24 protein-coding genes are annotated in these 19,922 nt (G+C 67.9%); 5 read left to right on the plus strand and 19 right to left on the minus strand.

Going from position 1 to position 19,922, the window contains the following annotated elements:
* Window position 1 precedes the first annotated feature (1 nt).
* The 3 genes from KBO27_RS21475 to KBO27_RS21485 all read left to right on the plus strand — a co-directional run bounded on the left by KBO27_RS21475 (window position 2) and on the right by KBO27_RS21485 (window position 1,910).
* Window positions 2–352, plus strand: a complete 351-nt coding sequence (locus KBO27_RS21475; protein WP_132679856.1) for a DUF742 domain-containing protein — start codon at window positions 2–4, stop codon at window positions 350–352.
* A complete protein-coding gene (locus KBO27_RS21480; protein WP_210971669.1) occupies window positions 336–932 on the plus strand; it encodes a GTP-binding protein in 597 nt (198 codons plus the stop codon). Before KBO27_RS21475 ends, KBO27_RS21480 begins: the two co-directional genes overlap by 17 nt.
* Window positions 933–1,250: 318 nt before the next feature.
* Window positions 1,251–1,910 (plus strand): hypothetical protein, encoded by a 660-nt coding sequence (locus KBO27_RS21485; protein ID WP_210971670.1) that lies wholly within the window; start codon window positions 1,251–1,253, stop codon window positions 1,908–1,910.
* 2 nt (window positions 1,911–1,912) lie between these two features.
* Here KBO27_RS21485 and KBO27_RS21490 read toward each other — a convergent pair whose 3' ends face one another.
* A complete protein-coding gene (locus KBO27_RS21490) occupies window positions 1,913–2,479 on the minus strand; it encodes a GNAT family N-acetyltransferase (RefSeq protein WP_307870536.1) in 567 nt (188 codons plus the stop codon).
* Window positions 2,479–4,503 (minus strand): primosomal protein N', encoded by a 2,025-nt coding sequence (locus KBO27_RS21495; protein WP_210971671.1) that lies wholly within the window; start codon window positions 4,501–4,503, stop codon window positions 2,479–2,481. The genes KBO27_RS21490 and KBO27_RS21495 overlap by 1 nt, the downstream gene beginning before the upstream one ends.
* 117 nt (window positions 4,504–4,620) lie before the next feature.
* Here KBO27_RS21495 and KBO27_RS21500 point away from each other — a divergent pair, with 117 nt between their 5' ends.
* Entirely contained in the window at window positions 4,621–5,076 is a 456-nt protein-coding gene (locus tag KBO27_RS21500; RefSeq protein WP_210971672.1) for a tRNA (cytidine(34)-2'-O)-methyltransferase, read from the plus strand.
* On the opposite strand, the gene KBO27_RS21505 is transcribed toward KBO27_RS21500, so the two are convergent.
* The 17 genes from KBO27_RS21505 to KBO27_RS21585 all read right to left on the minus strand — a co-directional run bounded on the left by KBO27_RS21505 (window position 5,063) and on the right by KBO27_RS21585 (window position 18,398).
* On the minus strand, window positions 5,063–5,770 hold the full coding sequence (locus KBO27_RS21505; protein ID WP_210971673.1) for a YwaF family protein: 708 nt from the start codon (window positions 5,768–5,770) through the stop codon (window positions 5,063–5,065). The two genes, KBO27_RS21500 and KBO27_RS21505, sit on opposite strands and share 14 nt — an antisense overlap.
* A gap of 113 nt (window positions 5,771–5,883) precedes the next feature.
* Complete coding sequence (locus KBO27_RS21510; protein WP_210971674.1) at window positions 5,884–6,510, minus strand: SMI1/KNR4 family protein; 627 nt, start codon at window positions 6,508–6,510, stop codon at window positions 5,884–5,886.
* Between the two features lie 2 nt (window positions 6,511–6,512).
* Complete coding sequence (locus KBO27_RS21515) at window positions 6,513–7,292, minus strand: hypothetical protein (RefSeq protein ID WP_210971675.1); 780 nt, start codon at window positions 7,290–7,292, stop codon at window positions 6,513–6,515.
* Between the two features lie 35 nt (window positions 7,293–7,327).
* Window positions 7,328–8,569 (minus strand): putative T7SS-secreted protein, encoded by a 1,242-nt coding sequence (locus tag KBO27_RS21520; RefSeq protein WP_210971676.1) that lies wholly within the window; start codon window positions 8,567–8,569, stop codon window positions 7,328–7,330.
* Entirely contained in the window at window positions 8,562–8,963 is a 402-nt protein-coding gene (locus KBO27_RS21525) for a hypothetical protein (protein ID WP_210971677.1), read from the minus strand. Before KBO27_RS21525 ends, KBO27_RS21520 begins: the two co-directional genes overlap by 8 nt.
* Window positions 8,964–9,056: 93 nt before the next feature.
* Window positions 9,057–10,238, minus strand: coding sequence for a methionine adenosyltransferase (gene metK / locus KBO27_RS21530; RefSeq protein WP_210971752.1), 1,182 nt, complete (start codon window positions 10,236–10,238; stop codon window positions 9,057–9,059).
* A gap of 55 nt (window positions 10,239–10,293) precedes the next feature.
* A complete protein-coding gene (gene coaBC / locus KBO27_RS21535) occupies window positions 10,294–11,544 on the minus strand; it encodes a bifunctional phosphopantothenoylcysteine decarboxylase/phosphopantothenate--cysteine ligase CoaBC (protein ID WP_210971678.1) in 1,251 nt (416 codons plus the stop codon).
* The gene (rpoZ, locus tag KBO27_RS21540) at window positions 11,541–11,834 is read right to left on the minus strand and encodes a DNA-directed RNA polymerase subunit omega (RefSeq protein ID WP_132627363.1); all 294 of its coding nucleotides are present in this window, start codon (window positions 11,832–11,834) and stop codon (window positions 11,541–11,543) included. Before rpoZ ends, coaBC begins: the two co-directional genes overlap by 4 nt.
* A 52-nt stretch (window positions 11,835–11,886) precedes the next feature.
* Complete coding sequence (gene gmk, locus KBO27_RS21545) at window positions 11,887–12,489, minus strand: guanylate kinase (protein ID WP_210971679.1); 603 nt, start codon at window positions 12,487–12,489, stop codon at window positions 11,887–11,889.
* Window positions 12,486–12,803: an integration host factor, actinobacterial type gene (gene mihF / locus KBO27_RS21550; RefSeq protein ID WP_093154362.1), complete on the minus strand. Its 318-nt coding sequence runs from the start codon at window positions 12,801–12,803 to the stop codon at window positions 12,486–12,488. Before mihF ends, gmk begins: the two co-directional genes overlap by 4 nt.
* Before the next feature lie 758 nt (window positions 12,804–13,561).
* Window positions 13,562–13,795: a hypothetical protein gene (locus KBO27_RS21555; RefSeq protein ID WP_210971680.1), complete on the minus strand. Its 234-nt coding sequence runs from the start codon at window positions 13,793–13,795 to the stop codon at window positions 13,562–13,564.
* A gap of 40 nt (window positions 13,796–13,835) precedes the next feature.
* Entirely contained in the window at window positions 13,836–14,609 is a 774-nt protein-coding gene (locus tag KBO27_RS21560) for an ESX secretion-associated protein EspG (protein WP_210971681.1), read from the minus strand.
* A gap of 218 nt (window positions 14,610–14,827) precedes the next feature.
* Window positions 14,828–16,033 (minus strand): PPE domain-containing protein, encoded by a 1,206-nt coding sequence (locus tag KBO27_RS21565; protein ID WP_210971682.1) that lies wholly within the window; start codon window positions 16,031–16,033, stop codon window positions 14,828–14,830.
* Window positions 16,034–16,102: 69 nt separating this feature from the next.
* The gene (locus tag KBO27_RS21570) at window positions 16,103–16,612 is read right to left on the minus strand and encodes a DUF3558 domain-containing protein (protein ID WP_307870544.1); all 510 of its coding nucleotides are present in this window, start codon (window positions 16,610–16,612) and stop codon (window positions 16,103–16,105) included.
* A gap of 63 nt (window positions 16,613–16,675) precedes the next feature.
* Window positions 16,676–17,074 (minus strand): hypothetical protein, encoded by a 399-nt coding sequence (locus tag KBO27_RS21575; protein ID WP_210971684.1) that lies wholly within the window; start codon window positions 17,072–17,074, stop codon window positions 16,676–16,678.
* Between the two features lie 239 nt (window positions 17,075–17,313).
* Window positions 17,314–17,529: a DUF397 domain-containing protein gene (locus tag KBO27_RS21580; protein WP_210971685.1), complete on the minus strand. Its 216-nt coding sequence runs from the start codon at window positions 17,527–17,529 to the stop codon at window positions 17,314–17,316.
* A 17-nt stretch (window positions 17,530–17,546) separates the two neighbouring features.
* Window positions 17,547–18,398 carry a helix-turn-helix domain-containing protein gene (locus KBO27_RS21585; protein WP_210971686.1) on the minus strand — a complete coding sequence of 284 codons (852 nt, stop codon included), beginning with the start codon at window positions 18,396–18,398 and terminating at the stop codon, window positions 17,547–17,549.
* Window positions 18,399–18,592: 194 nt separating this feature from the next.
* Between KBO27_RS21585 and KBO27_RS21590 the strand changes: the two genes are divergently transcribed.
* Window positions 18,593–19,909: a hypothetical protein gene (locus tag KBO27_RS21590; RefSeq protein ID WP_210971687.1), complete on the plus strand. Its 1,317-nt coding sequence runs from the start codon at window positions 18,593–18,595 to the stop codon at window positions 19,907–19,909.
* Window positions 19,910–19,922 lie beyond the last annotated feature (13 nt).

A 19,922-nucleotide genomic window follows, 5' to 3' on the forward strand; every position in this document is an offset into this window, starting at 1 on the left:
CATGGCCGAGTGGAACGACGACGAACCCGGACCGCTGGTGCGGCCCTACGTGCACACCGGCGGTCGCACCGACGTCACCAGCGACGAGCTTGACGTGTCGGCCCTGCTGCACGCGATTCCCGAGACCACCGTCGACGACGTGTCGCTGAGCGCCACGACGGTGCGGGAGTTGTGCTCGAAACCGGTTTCGCTGGCGGAGATCGCCGCGGAGCTGGAAAGCCCGATCTCGGTGGCGCGCGTGCTGGTCGGCGACCTCGTCGACCGCGGCCTGCTGCGGGTGACCGCGCCGCGCACCGACCGGCCCGACGTTTCGTTCATAGAGAGGCTTCGCAACGATGTCCGGAACCTTTGACCCGAACACGACCTCGGCGAAGATCGTGATCGCCGGGGCTTTCGGGGTCGGCAAGACCACGATGATCACCAAGCTCACCGATCGGGAACCGCTGCGGACCGAGGAGATCCTCACCGAGGCGGGCGTCGGGATCGACGACCTGGCGAACTTGCAGGACAAGAAGACGACGACGGTCGCCCTGGACTTCGGCCGCCTGGATCTGCCCAGCGGCCCGAAGCTCTACCTGTTCGGCACTCCCGGCCAGGACCGCTTCTGGCCGATGTGGGACAGCATCGCGCTCGGCGCGCTGGGCGCGATCGTCATCGTCGACACCGAGCGGCTCAACCAGTGCTTCGCGATCCTGGACTTCTTCGAGGACCGGGGAATCCCGTTCGTGGTCGCGGTCAACGAGTTCGACGGCACCCCGCGCCACCAACCGGACCAGATCGCCGCGGCGCTCGACCTCGACCCGGAGATCCCGGTCCTGACCTTCGACGCCCGGAGCAAGCAGGACACCAAGGAAGTCCTGGTCACGGTCCTGGACCGAGCCATCGAATTCCGCACGCCCCACTCGAACCCCGCCCGAGCAACAGGCCTCTGACCCCGGCAACGGGCAGTTCTGGTGCGAACCGACCGGACGAGGAGGACCTCGATCACGAACAACTCGAACCGGAACCGCCCCTGGCCGAGCAACCCCGCCCAGCTCACCTCACCATGTCGACGACGGAGAACAACGAGCGTTCAGCCAACCGGGCAAATCCGAATCCACGCACCGGAAACGACAGCTGAACCGCATTCGCCCAGCAACTTCCTCTCCGCTGCTCTGAACGGCTGATCGATCCTCAAAGCACCGCGCGGCCAACCGCACTTCCGGTTCACTGATCCACCAGCCGGGATCTCACGACGGCGAGGAGACGGGTTGCCGAGAATCAGCGTCCGCGAGTACATCCGCAACGGGACCAAGGTCAGGGCCCACACGCGGGGCGGACCAAGACGGAGGACCAGCGCGGTCGTTGCGGTCGCGCTCGGCGGATCGATCGCGCTCGGCGGCGGTGGCACCGCAGCTTTCGAGGGAATCTCGACGCCCAAGCCGAGACCTCGCACCGCGCAGTCCGCGAAGAGCCCTGTCGAAGTCGAACTGCGCGCAGTCGCGCGCTGGAGAAGCCGCGGCTACCAGGTCGAGGTGCAGGAACGCAGCCAGCTCGGGGCCTGCGACGACACGTCATACGGCGATGTGAAGCGCTTCTTCGCCGCACACCCCTGCCGCACGTTGCACCGGTTCATGGCCGAGCTGAGCAAGCCACGCAGCGGCAGCGTGGTCGTGGCAGTCTCGACGGTCGACATGCCCGGCATCGATTCGGCCAAGGAGTTCAAGAGGCTCGTGGACAGGCACGGCACCGGCAACGTCCTCGAACTCCCCAAGGAGTTCCGCAAGTACCGCAAGGTCGAGTTCACCGGTCATCGGTACGACTCGTGGCGGGATGACAACCTCGTCACCAACATCCAGGTCGAGCCCGTGGCGGGGAGCAAGCTCGGGTTGTTCACCATCACAGAGATCTTGAGCCTGGCGAGTTCCTGAGGTCACGCCTCGTCGAGCCACTGCTGGTGGGTGAGGGCGTATTCGACGTCGCCGTGTTCGGCGCCGGGTATGGGGCCTTCGGGCCATTCGGTGAAGAACGTGCGGACGTAGCGGAGCCCGGCCTTCTCCATGACGCGGCGGGATCCGGTGTTGACCGCCATCGTCTGGGCCCAGACCCGGCGCAGGCCGAGCTCGGCGAATCCCTCGTGGACCAGCGCCCGCGCGCCCTCGGTGGCCAGACCGCTGCCCCAGGTGGAGCGGAGCATCCGGTAGCCGAGCTCGAAGTCGTCGGACTCCTCGGGTGTCCGCGGGTGGAACTTGAACACGCCCAGGAACTCACCGCTTTCGCGGTCGACGGCGCTCCAGACGCCGTGGCCGCCGAAGCGATCGTAGCGCTCCCGGTACATCGGCAGGGCCTTCAGCCGCACCTCGTCGAAGGTCGTCGGCAGCCCGCCGTTGAGGTAGCGCATGACCTCGGGATCGTTGTTCATGCGGAACAAGCCGTCGGCATCGGCCTCGGTGAGCTCCCGCAGCACCATCCGCGCGGTCTCCAGGAAGATCCGGGCCACTACAGCATCTCCAGCGGGTCGAGCCGAACCTGCAGTTCGGTGGCCTTCCGGGCCGCGCGCACGGCCTGGGCTGCGTGCAGGGAGCTCGCGAGGGCCCTGCCCTCGGCGCGGTCGACGCGGACGATGAGGCGTTCGCGTTCGGAGTTGCCGTCCTCGTCGACCTCCCCGATCGGCACCGGTCCGAGGACTTCGGCGCTGGCCGGCAGGTCCGCCGAGTCCAGCAGCGCTTCGATGGCGTCGGGCGTGCCGTCGACGGCGGCGACGCGGCGGGCGGGCGGGAAGCCGAGCTCGGCGCGCTCGGCGAGCTCCTGCGCCGCGTACCAGGCGGGGTCCCAGCGGACGAGGGCCTGCACGGGTTGCAGCGAGGACTCGGCCATCACCACGACCCGTCCCCCCTCACCACCGGGCCGGACGAGGGCGGCGGCGGCGAACCACAGTCGCAGCGCGGCTTCGGAGGAGCGCAGCTCCGGTCGGCCGAGCAGGGTTCGCCCGTCGAGCAGCAGCGCGGCGCCGTAGCCGCCTTCGGCGACGGGCTCGGCTCCGGGCGTGCACACGATCAGCGCCGGTTTCGCGGGGACGTCGGCGAGGATGTCGCCCGCGCCGGAGGTGCGCACCGGGAACCCGGGGAACGCGCGGCCGAGCTCCTCGGCGGTGCGACCGGCACCGACGGCGGTCGCGCGCAACCGGCGGGAACCGCACTGGGGGCACTTGAACGCGGCCTCGGCGGCTCCGCACCAGTTGCAGGCGGCCGGTTTGGGCATGCCGTCCTCGGTCCCACCGGGCAGCGCGAGAGGGCCCGCGCAGCGTCGGCAGCGGGCGCGTTCACGACAGTCTCCGCAGGCCAGAGCCGGGACGTACCCGCGTCGGGGTACTTGGACGAGCACCGGGGCGCCGTGGGAGAGCGCGGCGCGGGCGGCCTCGAAGCCCACCGAGGGCAGTCGGGCGGCGCGGGCCGCCGGGTCGCGGGCCAGCTGCGTGTCGTCCTCGCCGATCGAGGTGACGCGCGGTGCGGCTGCGCGGACTTGGTCGCGGTGGGCGACGAGTTCGTGCGCCCACCCGGATTCGACCAGCAGCGCCGCCTCGGCGGTGCGGGCGAAACCGCCGACGATCAGCGCGGAGCCGACGGTGTGCGCGCGCTGGGTGAGCACGTCGCGGGTGTGCGGGTAGGGCACCTGCGGGTAGCTGTGCAGGTCGTCGCCGTCGTCCCAGACCACGGCCAGCCCGAGGTCGCGGACCGGCGCGAACATCGCGGCCCGGGTTCCGATGACGACCCGGGCCGAGCCGCGCAGCGCGGCGAGCCAGTGCTTGTAGCGCTCGGCCGGTCCGCTCTCGGCGGTCAGGGTCACCACGTCGTCGCCGAGCAGCGCCGCGCAGGCGGAGTGCAGGCGGGCGAGGTCGCGGTGGTCGGGGACGACGATCAGCGCGCCGCGCCCGGCCGAGGCGGTCGTGGCGGCGGCTTCGGCGAGCCGGGCCGGCCAGTCCTCCCCCGGCAACGCCTGCCACACCGCGCGGGCGGGACGTCCGGAGTGCAGGGCGTCCAAGAAGGACTGACCGTGCTGATACCGCTGCCACGCAGCCGCTTCCGGGCGCTCGGGTGCGGGAACCGGTTCGCGGCGCGCGGATTTCTCGGCGGCGGCGCTGCGCGGCGGGATCGCGAGTCGCACGACGTCGGCGAGCATGCCGCCGTAGCGGGTGGCGACGGCCCGCGCCTGGGCGAGCATGTCGGGCGTGAGCACCGGCTCGGGCGAGGACACCCGCTCCAGCCAGGCGAGGTTGCCCTTGAAGTCGGTGGTCTCGTTGCGCTCCAGCAGGTAGCCGTCGACCAGCTTGCCGCGGAACCGCACCCGCACCCGGCAGCCCGGCTGCGCGTCGGCGTCGAGCCGGTCGGGGACGCGGTAGTCGAAGGGCCGGTCCAGGTGGGCCGGGAGCGGGACGTCGACCAGCACGCGCGCGACCGGGTTGCTCGCCGCCGCCGTGCGCTCGGTCTCCTCCCCCTTCCGCTTCCGCGGCTGTCCACCTGCCATGCCTCTTCTCTACCAGACGACCCCGTCCCGGCCAGGGCCCGGCAGCCCGGCCCCGGCGAGTCGTGAGCGCCCGACCCGTGATGGGCGGTGCGGCGGGGTGTGTGAAAGCATTTTCGAGTGTTCCACGTCGTCTTCTACCACCCCGAGATTCCCGGGAACGCCGGGAACGCGATCCGGATGGCCGCCGGTTCCGGCGCCGCGCTGCACCTGATCGAGCCGCTGGGGTTCTCCGTGGAGGACGCGAAGCTGCGCCGCGCCGGGCTGGACTACCACGACCGCGCCGCGCTGCACGTCCACCCGAGCCTGGAGGCCTGCTGGGAGGAGCTGCGCCCGGAGCGCGTCATCGCGTTCACGGCCCGCACCGAGGCCTCGTACGTCGACGTGGACTACCGGCCGGGCGATGTGCTGCTGTTCGGCCCGGAGTCCACCGGGCTGCCGGACGACCTCATCGATGCGGCTTCGCTGCGGGTGCGCATCCCGATGCTGACCGGGATCCGCTCGATGAACCTCGCCAACTCCGCCGCCGTCGCCGTCTACGAGGCCTGGCGGCAGCACGGCTTCAAGGTGCCGTGACCGGTTCGCGGCTGCGCGTCCAGGGCCAGGTGAGCAGCGCCCAGGCGGCCATGCCGACGACGACCTCCACCGCGAGGTAGGTCGGCCAGCCGCCCATCAGGTCGAGCAGCGACGGGTTCTCCGGCTTGCTGCTGACGAAGCCGTAGTTGGTGCCGGCGGCCTCGTTGAACACCAGCATCGCCAAGCCCCACGCGGCGGTGACCCCGACCGAGATCCAGTACCCGCGCCACGTGGGCCGGAGCCCGACCGCCCAGGTCAGGAAGGCCGCCGCCCAGATCACCAGCAGGTGCTGGCCCCAGAACTCGATGAAGTTGACGTGCGGGAAGTCGGGCGAGTCGAGGGCCGGGGTGATGATCGCCTGCGGTGTCAGCGTCAGGCCCCAGAAGTAGAGCAGCGCGTGCGGCGTCGCCCGCCGGGTCCACAACGCCCAGGCCGCCACCATCCACGCGAGGTCGCACAGGTGCAGCGGCAGCGACTCGGCGACGTCCCACTCCCCCGGCATCAACCGGAACGCCAGCAGCGGAACGTTGAACCCCAGGACCACGACCGCGAACGCCCGGCACCACCGCTCCAGGGCCTGCGCGGGCACTCCCCTCCCGAGCACGACGAGGATCACCGACCCGGCCACGATGAGCACCATCAGCACCCAATGCGACGGGCCGTAAGCCTCGAACCGATCCCCAACCGGCCCCACACCCCCACCCTCGTCCCCCCGAACAACCACGTCAATTTCCAGGCAGACGCGTTCTCCAAAGCCTGTGGGACGAGCAAGCTCCACCAACTGCGGTCCACTTCGGGACTAGACGATCATTCCTTACCGAGAGTGACGACAGATCCCTGTGAGAGCTCATGGATGCGCTGCGCGAAGGGGCCACGGATCCGCATGCACTTCGCTGCGTCCTTGGCAGTGAGATTGGCGAAGTCATACGAGCCACCCAGCGTGAACAGGCGCCAGGGAATGAGCCGCTGACTGTATCCCAGGGTCCCGAACTCGTCCTGCCACGCAGCCGCCACCGATCGGCAACCGTGCACGTCGAGGTCGTCCAGCAACCAGCTCGCCCAGTCCTCGAGTGAGCGCCCCAGGGTCGTGACCCCACCGGATTCCGGGTGAAAGGTGACGACCTCGGTTCGATGGCGAATCGCGAATTGCACACCGAAGAGATCCTGTCCGAAGGAGAACAGCCCGTCCGTGAGCCCACCATAGGTGTTCTTCCACTCGCCGGGCTGATTCCAGCTCTGCAGCTCCGGGCCGAGCCCTGGAGAGCCTGCGCGAAAGGCCTGCACGCCCGAATTGCACGCGAAGAATCCGTTGCACCTGGTCAGCAGGCCAGCAAGCTCCTGCAACGGCCCGTCGCTCGCACCGAGATCAACATTGCGGGGGTGACCGGAGGCGCCATGAGCGCCGGCCACGACGTGTCGCAGAGCAGGGCCCATTCTCATTCGACTCCGGGCACTGCCTCGAGGTCGATTTGATCCAGGACAGCTCCGCGCAGCTCCGGTGTGACCGCTGCACGCATGTCGGGTTGTGTCGTGATCCCAGCCGGGGTGACGTGCCAGGGCTGTTCGGCGAACCACAGATCAAGAGAGGTGAGCAGCACGGCTCCGGCTTCTTCGACTCTGCTGGCCTTGATGAGCTGCCGCGCGAGCCAGAACGACATCTGCCAGTCCTGGGGTTCGACACCGGCATCGTGCAGTGTGAAGGCGATGTGCGGCTGCCGGGAACGTCGCGATGCTCCCCAAAGCCTGCGCTGCTCGGACCCGCTCAAGCTGTCCGGATCGCGTTCGGCGAGCTCCGCATCGGCACCGCGGAGCGGCCTCGCGGGCAGTGGGCTGTACAAGTCCGCGTCAAAACCGGTGATGAGGCTGTGCGCTGGCTGCTCCTTGGCCAGCTCGCCTTGCAGCCAGGTGAGCCGCTTTCCCAAGGTGCTATCGGCCGGAACGTGTTCGCCGACCCGTCCAAGTACAGCCCGGGGATCTTCGCCGGACTCGGTGGCACCGATCAGGATCGCCTCGTCGAACGGCATGTCGTGATCGAAGAGCGTCCCCGGTGCACTGCCGAATCGGCTGATCGTGTCCTCAGCGAGCGATTGCGCGTCGGAGAAGCGGTCGTGCCACCAGAGCACTTCGATCGCTGCGGCAGCCGCCGGCCACACCTGGTCCGCCGCCAAATCCTGCTGCGCGGCGAACAGCAGCCTGCCGAGAACGTCCTGCGGCATCGTGGAAGAACTCCTTCATGGTGTGTGAATCGTTCTTACTCGACGAGGATTCGCACGTGGTCGTCTTTCCCAAGCCCTTGTGTTCTGATCTGGGCGTTCATGGAAGAGCCCGCCCCGCGGTTGTCGCTGGCGTCAATGTACTTCACGGAGCTGCCTTCGCCGCCTTCGCGGAACATCGCAGGAGGGTATTCGTCGCGATCGAGGTAGTCCCCACCACGCGTCGGGATTCCGCGCAGTGACTCCCGACGGTTGATGTCCGCGTTCTCCTTGTCGATCGTGAGATCCGACGGGAGGGGCTCACCTCGGCGCTGGGGGTCCGGCCCGTGCGAAATGACTCCGCTCTGCGCCTCTTCGATGTGCTCCGCGGATTCCGGGTACTTCTCGCTCTTGACGATGACCGGCTGCGGGCTGGCATCAGGAGCGTTGTCGCCGTACGCGGGCGGGTCCTCAGCTCCCAAGGAACCTGCAATCCGATCCGCGCCCTCACGGATATCGTCCGCGAGCTCGTTGGTCTTCGCTGAAACCGTGTTGGAGGCAGCTTCAGTGCTCTCCTCGACCGAGCGCCCCGCATCATCGAGGCCGACCAGGTCTAGACCGCCACCAACGACGTTGCCGACTCCGTCCACCACACCGGCGATCGTCGTTCCTGCGGCGTCCACGGCGTTCCCGACACCGTCGAGCCCGTAATGAACGAGATTGCCCGGAACGTCCCCGACCGTCTCAGCCGCCTCGCTGAGGAACTCGCCGATCTCGTCGAGCAAAGTCGGTTTCTCCGGAGCATCCTGCTCTGCTTCGCGCATCGCGGACGCTGCCCTGTGACCAGCCTGCTCGACCTGCTCTCGAGCCCGATCCAGGATTGCCCTAGCGTTCTCTCGTTGAGCTTCGCCCGGGTCGCTGAACGAGCCGGTTCCCGGTCCGCGTTGGAAATCCTGCCGGGCTCGCTCGGTGGCCCGTTGACCGGCCTCGTACTCCTCGATGGCCTCACGCGCTTGCGTCTGGCCCCACTCCAGGACGCCGACGAAGTCGTTCAGCGTGCCCGCCGCCAGGTGGAAGGCTTCTCCACCCTTGATCCACCGCATGGGTTCTTGCTCGAAGCGCTGCCGAAACGCATCACCCGCTTCACCTTCCCACCCACCGGCATCGAGCCGCTTGAAGCCACCCCCGATCTCCAGAAGACGGTCACCGAGCCTGACGAGCTTTTCCGCCGATGCGCGCACATCTCCCGGCTCCCCTGGAACGAGCTGCTTCGGGTCGGCGCTTTCGCCTAATTCAGTCATCCTGCTCAATCGCTCCCGCACCAGGATCATCCACGCCGTCGAAGAAACCCTTCAGACGTCGCTCCTGCTCCTCATCCGCCTCGATGTAGGCACCTGCCGCGTCGATCATTCGTTGAGACATTTCATTGCCGTCGGTGAGCAGACTGTCGATGCCGACCGCCCATCGGTCGGTGAAGGACGCGTAGGCCTCGGCCAGCGCAGCATGGCCCACGGACTCCGAAGCGCAATCGATGTCCTCGACTGCGAGCCGGTCGGTCTCCGTGAGCAGCTCTGCGAGACCGATGCCTGCATCCGTCAGAGCATCGATATCGACGCGGAAGTAGTCTCCTGCCCCCATCAAGAACCTCCGCCAGGAAAGATCGTCGCGCTGGCGCGAATCGTAAGTGCGGTTCACGCCGTGTGGGCGGCTTTGGGGAACGCTGACCTGATCAGAGCAAAAGAAGGCGTCCCGGAGCGGAGCTCTGGGACGCCTTCTCGGGGTTGGCTGTTAGACGCCTGCTGCTGTCTTGAGGGCTTCGGCTCGGGTCGTCGATTCCCAGGGGAGGTCGACGTCCGTGCGGCCGAAGTGGCCGTAGGCGGCGGTGGCCGAGTAGAGGGGCCGCAGGAGGTCGAGGTCGCGGATGATGGCGGCCGGGCGGAGGTCGAAGACCTCGTTGATGGCCTGCTGGATCCGGTCGGGGTCGACGGTCTCGGTGCCGAAGGTCTCGATGAACAGGCCGACCGGGGCGGCCTTGCCGATGGCGTAGGCGACCTGGACCTCGATGCGCTTGGCCAGTCCGGCGGCGACGACGTTCTTGGCCACCCACCGCGTCGCGTACGCCGCGGAGCGGTCGACCTTGGACGGGTCCTTGCCGGAGAAGGCGCCGCCGCCGTGGCGGGCCATGCCGCCGTAGGTGTCGACGATGATCTTCCGCCCGGTCAGGCCGGCGTCACCCATCGGGCCGCCGACGACGAACCGGCCGGTGGGGTTGACCAGCAGCCGCGTGTCGGAGGTGCTCAGCGAGAGCGACGAGATCTCCGGCTCCACGACGTGGGCCTTGATGTCGCCGACGAGCTGCCCGTCGAGGTCGATCTCCTCGGCGTGCTGGGTGGACAGCACGACGGTGTCCAGCCGCACGGCCTTCTCGCCGTCGTACTCGATGGTGACCTGGGTCTTGCCGTCGGGCCGCAGGTAGGGCAGCACGCCGTCCTTGCGGACGCGGGTGAGCCGGCGCGACAGGCGGTGGGCCAGCGCGATGGGCAGCGGCATGAGCTCGGGCGTGTCGTCGCAGGCGTAGCCGAACATGAGGCCCTGGTCGCCGGCGCCCTGCTGGGCGATCTCGTCGATGACGCCTTCGACGCGGGTCTCGTGCGCGGTGTCGACGCCCTGGGCGATGTCGGGCGACTGCGAGCCGATGGCGACGTTGACGCCGCAGGAGTTGCCGTCGAAGCCCTTGGCGGAGGAGTCGTAGCCGATCTCGAGGATCTTCTCGCGCACGATGGCGGGGATGTCGGCGTAGGCCTCGGTGGTGACCTCTCCGGCCACGTGCACCTGCCCGGTGGTCACCATGGTCTCCACCGCGACGCGGGAGCGCGGGTCCTGCGCGAGCAGCGCGTCCAGGACGGAATCGCTGATCGCGTCGCAGATCTTGTCGGGATGCCCTTCGGTCACCGACTCACTGGTGAACAACCGCTGCTGACTCAACGACTCTCCTCTGGTGCTTGCGGCCTGTTGCCGACAAACACTACTGGTCGGAGAGCCGCCGACCGACCGAGTCCCACAATGTGGACGCCAGCAGGGACTTGGCCCCGAAGGCGATGCGCTCCTCGGTCCCGTCGTCCCCGAGCAGCCAGCCGGAGTTGTCCTCGACCTCGAAGGCCATGCCCTCGCCCACGGCGTTGACCACGAGCATGTCGCAGCCCTTGCGCGCGAGCTTGGCCCGGCCGTGGTCGAGCACGGACGAGCTGGCGTCACCGGTCTCGGCGGCGAACCCGACGATCAGCGACGCCGAGAGCTTGCCGGCCGACCGCGCTTCGACGATCTCGGCGAGGATGTCGGGATTGCGGGCCAGCGCAACGGGTTCCGGGTCCCGCTCGGTCTTCTTGATCTTGTGCTCGACCCGGTTGACCGGTTTGAAGTCGGCCACGGCGGCGGCCATGACGACCGCGTCGGCCCCGTCGGCCTCGGCGAGCATCACCGACCGCATCTCCTCGGCGGTCCCGACCTTGATCAACCGCACTCCGGCGGGGGTGATCAGGTCAGCGGTGTGCGCGGCCACCAGCGTCACGTCGGCGCCGCGGTGCGCGGCGATGCGCGCCAGCGCGTAGCCCTGCCGCCCGGAGGAGCGATTTCCCAGGTAGCGGACGGGGTCGAGCGATTCCCGAGTGCCACCGGCGGAGATGACCACCCGGCGCCCTTCCAGGTCCCACGGCAGCGCGGTGGACGAGGTCAGCAGCAGCCGGGCCAGGTCGACGATCTCGGCCGGGTCGGGCAGCCGCCCCTTGCCGGTGTCCTTGCCCGTGAGCCGACCGCTGTCGGGCTCGGCGACGATCACGCCGCGACTGCGCAGCGTCGCCACGTTGTGCTGCGTCGCCGGGTGCTCCCACATCTCGGTGTGCATCGCCGGGACCATCAGCACGGGGCAGCGCGCGGTCAGCAGGGTGTTGGTGAGCAGGTCGGGCGCCTGCCCGTTGGCCGCGCGGGCCAGCAGGTCAGCGGTGGCGGGGGCGACGACGACGAGGTCGGCTTCCTGCCCGAGGCGCACGTGCGGGACCTCGTGCACGTCCGAGAACACGCCGGTGACCACCGGCTGCCCGGACAGGGCCTCGAAGGTCGCGGCGCCGACGAAGTTCAGCGCGGCCTCGGTCGGCACGACGCGGACGCTGTGACCGGTCTCGGTCAGGCGCCGCAGAACCTCGCACGCCTTGTAGGCGGCGATGCCACCGCTGACGCCGAGGACCACCCGCGGGCGGTCCTCGGTCGGTTCAGACGTCACTCGCCTTCGGTGTGCTCGAGCACGCCGGCGTGGATCTCGCGCAGCGCGATCGACAGCGGCTTCTCACGCGGGCCGGGCTCGACCAGCGGGCCGACGTACTCCAGCAGGCCCTCGCCGAGCTGGGCGTAGTAGTCGTTGATCTGCCGCGCGCGCTTGGCGGAGTAGATGGCCAGCGCGTACTTCGAGCTGACCTGCTCGAGCAGGTCGTCGATCGGCGGGTAGGTGATGCCCTCGACGGTGTTGGTCGACGGGCTGCTGTTGAGCGCAGCCAGCGCGCTAGGGGTGCTCACAGGTGTGGCTCCTGCTCAGTAGTAGGTCGCTCGGAGGACGGGAAGGGAGACGTCACTTCTCGTGGCCGAGTATCAATCGTACCAATTCGCTGGTCGCGGACTGCACGTCGGCGTTGACGACGGTCTCGTCGAACTCCGGTTCGGCCGCCAGCTCGTCCCGCGCGGCGGCGAGCCGCTTCTCGACGACGTCGGCCGGTTCGGTGCCGCGGCCGGTGAGCCGGTCGACCAGCTCGTCCCAGGACGGCGGCAGCAGCATGACCAGCTGCGCGTCCGGCCAGGCCTTGCGAACCTGGCGGGCGCCTTGGAGTTCGATCTCCAGCACGGCCGGCTTGCCCGCGGCGATCGCCTCTTGGACGGGCTTGCGGGGCGTCCCGTAGAAGTTGCCCGCGTAGCGGGCGTGCTCGAGCATCTCGCCGTCGGCGATCATCCGCTCGAACTCCGCGACGGAGACGAAGTGGTAGTGCACTCCGTCGACCTCACCGGGGCGCGGAGCCCTGGTGGTCGCGGACACGCTGAAGTACACCTCCGGAACCTGCCTGCGCACCTCGCTGAGCACGCTGGACTTGCCGACTCCAGAAGGCCCGGAAACGACGGTGAGCCGAGGCTCGCCCTGACGGACGATCCTCGGCTCAGCGCCGGTTTTTGCGTCGATCACTCGCCGCTGAACTCGGTGAGCAGCGCCTTGCGCTGCCGCTCGCCCAGTCCGCGCAGCCGACGGCTGTTGGCGATCTCCAGCCGCTCCATGATCTGCTGCGCACGGACCTTGCCGACGCCGGGAAGGGCCTCGAGCAGGGCGGAGACCTTCATCTTGCCCAAGACCTCGTCGTTGTCGGCGGTCTCCAGGACCTCCGCCAGCGTGGTTCCGCCTCGCTTGAGGCGCTCCTTGAGCTCAGCTCGGGCGCGACGGGCGGCAGCCGCCTTTTCCAGAGCTGCTGCCCGCTGCTCCTCAGTCAGCTGGGGAAGGGCCACCATGTCCTCCGTGATGTGGGGTTTCTCTTGATCGGTGCGGGCGACGGTACCGAGTCCCGAAAGGCGGTTGCCCACGGGGGTCCCGGTTTTGTGGAACGGATCAGTCCGCCCCACCGCCCTGGCCCTTGAAGTTCTACCCGTACAAGGCGTGCACGAGCACGGGGCCGCTGCAAGTCCTATCAACAAAGCCGCTGAAGTGCACTAATCTCAGCAAAACTTATCGGAATGTGTCCGATTTCCGCACAGTTGAGCCACGTGAGGGTTGTCTCCGCAGGTCACAACCGCGTTAAACGGTCCCCGAACGCACGCCGTTCGAGAGCCTGTTCTATGATGGAAGTTGATCTTGTTTTCTTCTGCTCAGCGGAAAGGGCGGTCCCCGTGATGCGGCACCGAAGCACCCCGTGGCCCCGCCCGTCCAGACGCGGCGGGGCCAGAGCCTGACACCGCCGGCTCAGCCACCCGAGCCGGCCCGTGGCCAGACCTCGGGACTGATCACGTTCGCCGCGCGGCTCGCGTCGGTGCAGGGGCTGCTGGCAATCGGCATTCTGCACCCAGCCCTGGACTCGCTCGCCGGGGCCTTCGCCGACCGGCTTCTTCGCCGCTGTGCGCCCAGCGCAGCCCCTCCTGGCCATCGAGAGCGCGTTCGATCGGCTCCGTGCCGCCCACGGGCGTGCGCTGGGCTTCAGCACGCTCAGAGGCGGCTTCAGGCCGTCAACCAGGCCACCTGCCGGCCGCGAAGCCCCACGGACCCGCGCTGCTCAGCCACGCCGCTCGGCGGTGGCGAACCGCCACACGAGGAAGGCGACCGCAGCCGCCGCAGCGATGTGAGGCCCGCAATCGGGGACGTTGATGAACACCAGGGACAGCACCAGCACGATCGCGATGCCGACCAGCCCGGTCCGCCAATCGCGATACCCGGGCCGCGCCCTGCGCTCCTCACGGGCCGCAGTCCCACCCCCAGCGTCGTCCTCAGCAAGCTCTCCCCGGGGCATGCGAAAGCCCCGGGCGCGCGGCCCGGGGCTTCAGCTCTCGCTACAGCGTTTTGACGAGGTCCTGCACGCGGCCGGCCATGCGCTGCCGGTCGATCGGCGCGATGGTCGTCCACCCCTCGTCGCTGCGGTGGCTGTTCTCGATCATGTACCAGCCCTTGGCGTTGGCGAAGAAGTTGGTGACCATCGGCGCCCGGTGCCGCTTGCCCTGACCGTCCATGACGGCGTAGCCGACCTGCGCGTAGGCGTTGCGAGCCCCGCCGGCCATCTCGACCAGCGTCTTGGCCTCCTCGCGCCGGATCCCTTGCCGCACGAGCGCTTCGCCCATCTCGCGGTCGTTGCCCGCGGACTTGGCGGCGGCTTCCATCGCCGAGCTGCGCAGCGACACGCCCCGCCCGGGGCCGGCCTTGACGTCGTCGGGCAGCACGCTCAGCAGCGCCCGCACCATCGAGTCGGCGGGCAGCGTCTGGACGGTCACGGCTTCCTCGGTGAGCACCGCGAGCGTCGCGTGCCCCCGGGTGCAGGCGACCATGCCCGCGACGGTGCGCTGGGCGCCGTCGGGCGTGCGCTGCCGGAAGTTGATGTCGAAGGCCCGCTCGTAGCGCGTGAGCGGCAGCAGGGCCCCCTGGATGTCCTCTTCGCGCATCTCGTTGCCGAAACCGAGCGCCTGCAGCTCATCTCGCGCGCGTGCCTCGACCTGGCGCCGCTCGGTTTCGAGGATGCCTTCGGGCAGGACGTTGAGCACGAGCGGCTTGGTGCCGAGGTTGAAGTACTTCCACGCCTCGTGGAAGCCCTGCTTCGACAGCTCGATCTTCACCGGTTCTCCCCAGCCAGAAAGTGTGGACGGCACAGCCCCGAGAGCGTCCACGAATTGATCCGAGTTGTTCACTGATCCGTCCAGTTCTCAGCCGTTCGGAAGCCCATGACGCACGGCCGTCCCCCACAGTCCGAGCCCTGATCGTCCACGTTCTCGCAAGAGCCAGTGGGCGGCACCGAAGCGGTACCGCCCACTGGCCGATCTGCGTTGACGAGCGATTACCGCTGGTTGTCCCAGTCACCGAAGACCGGCGGGGCGACCTTCGGCAGGTCCTCGTCGAAGACGCCCTGGTCGCCGATCAGGTAGTCGGGAGTCTCGTGCTCGAGGTCGTCCTCGCCTTCCTGACCCCGGCCGCGCGCACCCGCGCCCGCACCGGCACCAGCAGCACCACCGCGGCCACCGGCGCCTCCAGCACCGCCGGCCCCGGCAGCTCCACCGAGACCACCCATGCCCGCACGACCACCGGCGCCCATCCCGGGACCACCGGCACCCGCACGACCACCGGCACCAGCACCCGAGCCGGCCCCCAGGCCACGACCCGCACCAGCGCCACCGCGGCCACCAGCACCGCTACCGGCACCCGGCCGCGCACCCGCGCCCGAACCCGGCATGCCGGTGCGACCGGCGCCGAGACCGGGAGCACCACCGGGAACGCCGGGCCCGTTCGGGACGCGACCAGCGCCACCGGGGTTCGGGTTCTGGTTCGAGCCCGAACCACCAGGACCAGGCGGAGTCGCCCAAGCAGCACCGGTACCAGCAGCACCACCGCCGAAAGCACCACCGCCGTAGGAGCCGCCAGCCCCCGAGCCAGCACCGGCAAGGCTGCCGGAACCACCGGAGCCACCAGCCCAAGCACTCGAAGTCGACGACGGAGACGACGAACCAACACCACCGACGCCGGGGCCTTCGGAGCCAGTCACGGTGGTCTTCATGCCGCCGTCTGGCGGCGGGGTGAAGACTGCACTGCCAGCGACGTTGTTCTGGCTCGTCTCCTGGTACGAGGTGAACGCCTGAACAGCTTCCTGGCGCAATTTCTCATTGTGCGCTTTGGCGTCCTCGGCGTCCGTGGACCCGGTCGTGAGGGTGTCCCAGCCTTCTTCAAGCCAGTTGTCATCCGGAACAGCCTGCTCTTCGCCCTCGCCTGGAATCGAGGTCTGGACCTTGCCGAAAGCGTCACCCTGAGCAGTCATCTGCTCGGATTGAAGCTTTGCGCTGTCCGCCGTGACCTCAGTCCACAGGACGACCGGCATGGCCTGGTTCTTCATGGCCTCGCCGGACTCGGACTGCATGACCGCGCCGACCTGCTTCAGCTTGTCCTCAAGCCGGGTCTTCAGCTCACGGAGATACTCGTCCTCTTTGTTCCAGCCGGTCGAAACCTCGTAGAGCCCTTCAGCCCCAGCTCCGCTGTTGACCCACTTACGCATCTGGTCGAGCTGCGCACCTTCAAAGTCCGCAGGCTCAAGTTGCCTACCTGTCACCGCCTACCCCCTCAGTCAGGCATTCGGAAGATTCTGAACAACCGCACCTGCGATTTGCTTGCCCACGTCGCACGCGTTGACGTTCTGGACCCGAGAGATGGCGTTCACGAACACGGATCCCTGGTCTGAGACGTCAACGGAAACCATGCAGTTCCGTCCCTCGTTGCCCGACTGCGCCGCCGGGTAACCGGCTACCTCAGCAGGCACGACGTTTGCGGTGGTCTCAGTGAAGCCCTGCATCGTCTCGGTCGTCGTGACAGTGACGAATGCGTTCCAACCCTGGTCAGAACCGGCCTGGCCAGAAACGTAGGTGCAACCGGGCTTGCCATTCGACTCGCGCGGCTGCGGAGGCATCGTGATCCCAAGAGCCTGATGCTGGTCCTGCGGCAAACTCATGCACTGATCCGCGAGCTGCACCGACTTGGCGGGCGCTTGACGCGACGAGCTCGGCGGAGCCGGGGACTCGGCCGGGGCGCTGCTAGGGGTTTCCGTGGTACCACCATTCCCCGAGCAACCAGCCAGCACAAAGCTGGCCAGAACCGAGCCGATAGCGAGCCCCTTACGCAAGGTTTCCTCCTCTGTCCGGTCTCAAGACCGGAGGCTGTCCGCCGAGTCCTGGTCATTCGTGCGCGTCTGAGTAGCACTCGCGCGCAGGTTTGCTGCAGTGTCCTTGAAGACACGTGCAAGCTTTCGGTAGTTGGTCAGGTATGCCTGCTCATCGCCCTCAGCGACCTGCCCGTAGGTCGAAGCCGCGCTGATGCTGATCGGGTCCTTGCCCGCCGTGGGCACGGTCGCCAGCTCGAAGACGTCGGCCTCGCGGGCTTCCATCGCAAGCGCTTCAGCTTCGAAGAACGACGCAAGCTCGTCGACCTTGTCAGGCTCGATGCGCATCGAACCGCCTGCGGACTGTGACTGCGCAAGTGCAGCCTTGTCAGCCATGCGGTCAACAGTTTCGACAAGCCCGCTCCAGATGTTCGGGAACGTCATGCCGCGCCTCCCTCGCTGTTCACGCTGAACTCCCCTTGTCCAGGTGCCGTCGCGATGAGGGCGACGGACATCCACTTGCCAGCGTGGCAAACGTTAGCGCACGGGTCTACGCGCGTGTAGCGAAGTTGGTCAAAACAGGAACCGGCAACCGAGTGAAATGGATCTCAGATCATCGCTAGGGGCTTCTCAAGCAGTTGATCTTGTGTTGAAGCCCCTATCGACCCCTATCAACTACATGATCACCTGCGAAAAGGGCTGACGAACCGGTCATCCCGCAGCCCCTGCACGAAGGACGACCACGCCGGCTGCCCGAACATCAGGTGCTGACCAGCAGGGTTCTTCGAGTCGCGGGTGTGCACGGTGTCGCCTGCGAAGGCGACTTCAACGCAGTTCGCGTAGTTGCTGCTCCGAGTGCTCTTACGCCACTGAAGCGCATTCCGGTCCGGCGCAGTCACAATCCGCTCCTTGAGTTTTAAACGAGTTTGTCGGCGATGTCGTTCATGAGCGCAATCGAATCGTGGGGAGACAACGCGGCTTCGTGCAACCGCCGAAGGGCTTCTCTCGTCGCAGCGACATGCTCGGGTTCTTCCAGGAACGCACTGCTGCCGCGGTTCTCCAGAAGCACCAGGCTCGGATGCTGGTCGAAGTCGAAGAGCACGAATGGGCCGTCCAAACCGGGGTGCGCACCTGCTCGGGTCTCGACTACCCGGACCGTGATGTTGTCCTGCCTGGTTGCAGAGACAAGGTGGCGAATCTGCTGGTACATCACACCTGCGTCGCCCACCAGGCGTTCAAGCGTGCCTTGTTCGATCAAGGCCTCGAAGTACGGAGCATTAGCCCTGTTCAACACCGTCTGACGGCTGAGACGAGAGCTGACCAACGTTTCGATCTCGGCGATGTTCAGATCAGGGTCCGTTCCACCGACGAGCGCCGACGCATACCCGGTTGTCTGCAACATGCCTGGTACGAGCATCGTCTCGTAGTTGAAGATCGCCGCCGCTTCCCGCTCGAACCTGGTCGTCTCTTCCCACATCGCAGGCAGACGCCCTTCCTGCACGCGCCACCAGTTCGGCATGGCCGCGTTCCGAACCAGGCTCAACAGCTCTTCCCGCCGCCGCGCCGGAACGCGGTAGAGCCCGAGCAGCGCCGACACGTCATCGGCCTGCAACCCCCGCTGCCCGGACTCCATCCGAGACAGCTTGCTCATGGACATCCCGAGCGCCCCGGCAACCTCCTCAGCCCCGAGCCCGCTCCGCAGCCGAAGCTCCCGAAGCTCGCTCGACACCCGCCGAACCCGAACCGGCACACCCACACGACCGCTCATCAATCCTCCCGATCAAGACCAACGACGCGACCAAGATCGGCACTTGCCCCAAGGGCACGAAAGAGCATCGCTCCGAATTCAGCCACCGGGTACAACGAGGCGAACCCAACAGTTTCACCAATCACTCCAGGTGACGCCCTCGCTCTCCTTACGATGGCGCCGTTCACGGGAACGTCTGCGAGGGGGAGACTTCTGTGCCGAATCCGCCGGGCTGGAATCAACACTGGGCGCAACAGCCGCAGCAGAACTGGCAACCGCAACAGCCCTGGGGTCCATCGCCTCAGCCGCCCAAGAGGAAGAAGAGGTGGCCACGCGTCGTCTTCGCGGTCTTCGGCGTGCTGCTCATCGCCTTCCTGACCCGCCTCGGCTTCGTGATCGTCGAGATGCAGTCCAAGCAGGCCGACGACGGGCCTACCGCCCCGGCCGCCAACTACCGGGACCACATGGTCGCGCTCGCTCAGTCACCTGGGACCGGGTCTCCGAACAGCTACGGCGGAACCGCGATGCACGACGCGTGCGAGTTCCTGCCTATGGACGCGTTGGACAACCTGGGGCTGCCGCCATCGCCGGAGATGAGCGTGCTGCACAACTACTTCGACGGAGACGTCCCGCCCCACCGGACCGTCGAAGAAGACTCGTTGGCTCCGAGCGTGTGCGGTTACGTGTTCCCGAAGCAGGCCGGGGTGACGATCGAGGTCTTCCAGCCTCCCTACACAGCCCCGGATCGGATGCGGACCTGGCAGCCCAACCCGGAGGACGGGCCGATCACGCAGGACCGCGGCTTCAACGTGCAGAACTACTACGACCAGAGGAACCACTGGTGGGACGTGCGCCTCGCCCGTCCTGACCTGGTCGTCAGGGCAACGGTGAAGGGACCGCGCGACTCCGCTAGCGGACGCAGCGAAAGCGGACGGGACGGAAAGCCCATCGCCGACGCCCTCGTTCAACCGATGCTGGCCAGGGCGCTCGCCGGGCCGACTCCGCACCGCCAGTACGAATTCACCGGCCCCTACGCCGGCCAGAAGGACGCCTGCGAGGTCTTTCCCGCCCAAGACGTCGAAGCAGTTCTCAACAAGCCGGTCAAACCCCAGGCATGGGCGAGCTATCTCGTCGGCGACGCGATCATGACCGAGTTCGACGGTTCGGTCTCCTACCGCGTCGAGAACAAGTGCACCCGCCATACCCTCACCGAAGGCGGCAGGATCGGCGAAGGCGACGGCGAAGCCAAGCTCTCCCTCAGCACCTGGCAGGACAGCCAAGGCGCGACCAACCGCCAAACCTCACTATGCCGTGACACGATCGGCGGCACTGTCCCGATCCCAGTACAGGCCCGGCTCGGCGACGGTCCGGTCTGCACCCTGCAAACCGGCCAAGGCGCAACCCTCCTCACCTTCAAGGCCGGCAACACCACAGCCGAACTCTCGGTCTCCGACCCCCTGGCAGACCCGGCACAGGAAGCCCAACGCCTGATGCCACTAGCCCAACAGGTAGCCACAAACCTCGCGGGCTGACGGGAGTCCGAGG

It is taken from the genome of Saccharopolyspora endophytica (assembly GCF_018070075.1).
Lineage (GTDB): Bacteria > Actinomycetota > Actinomycetes > Mycobacteriales > Pseudonocardiaceae > Saccharopolyspora > Saccharopolyspora endophytica.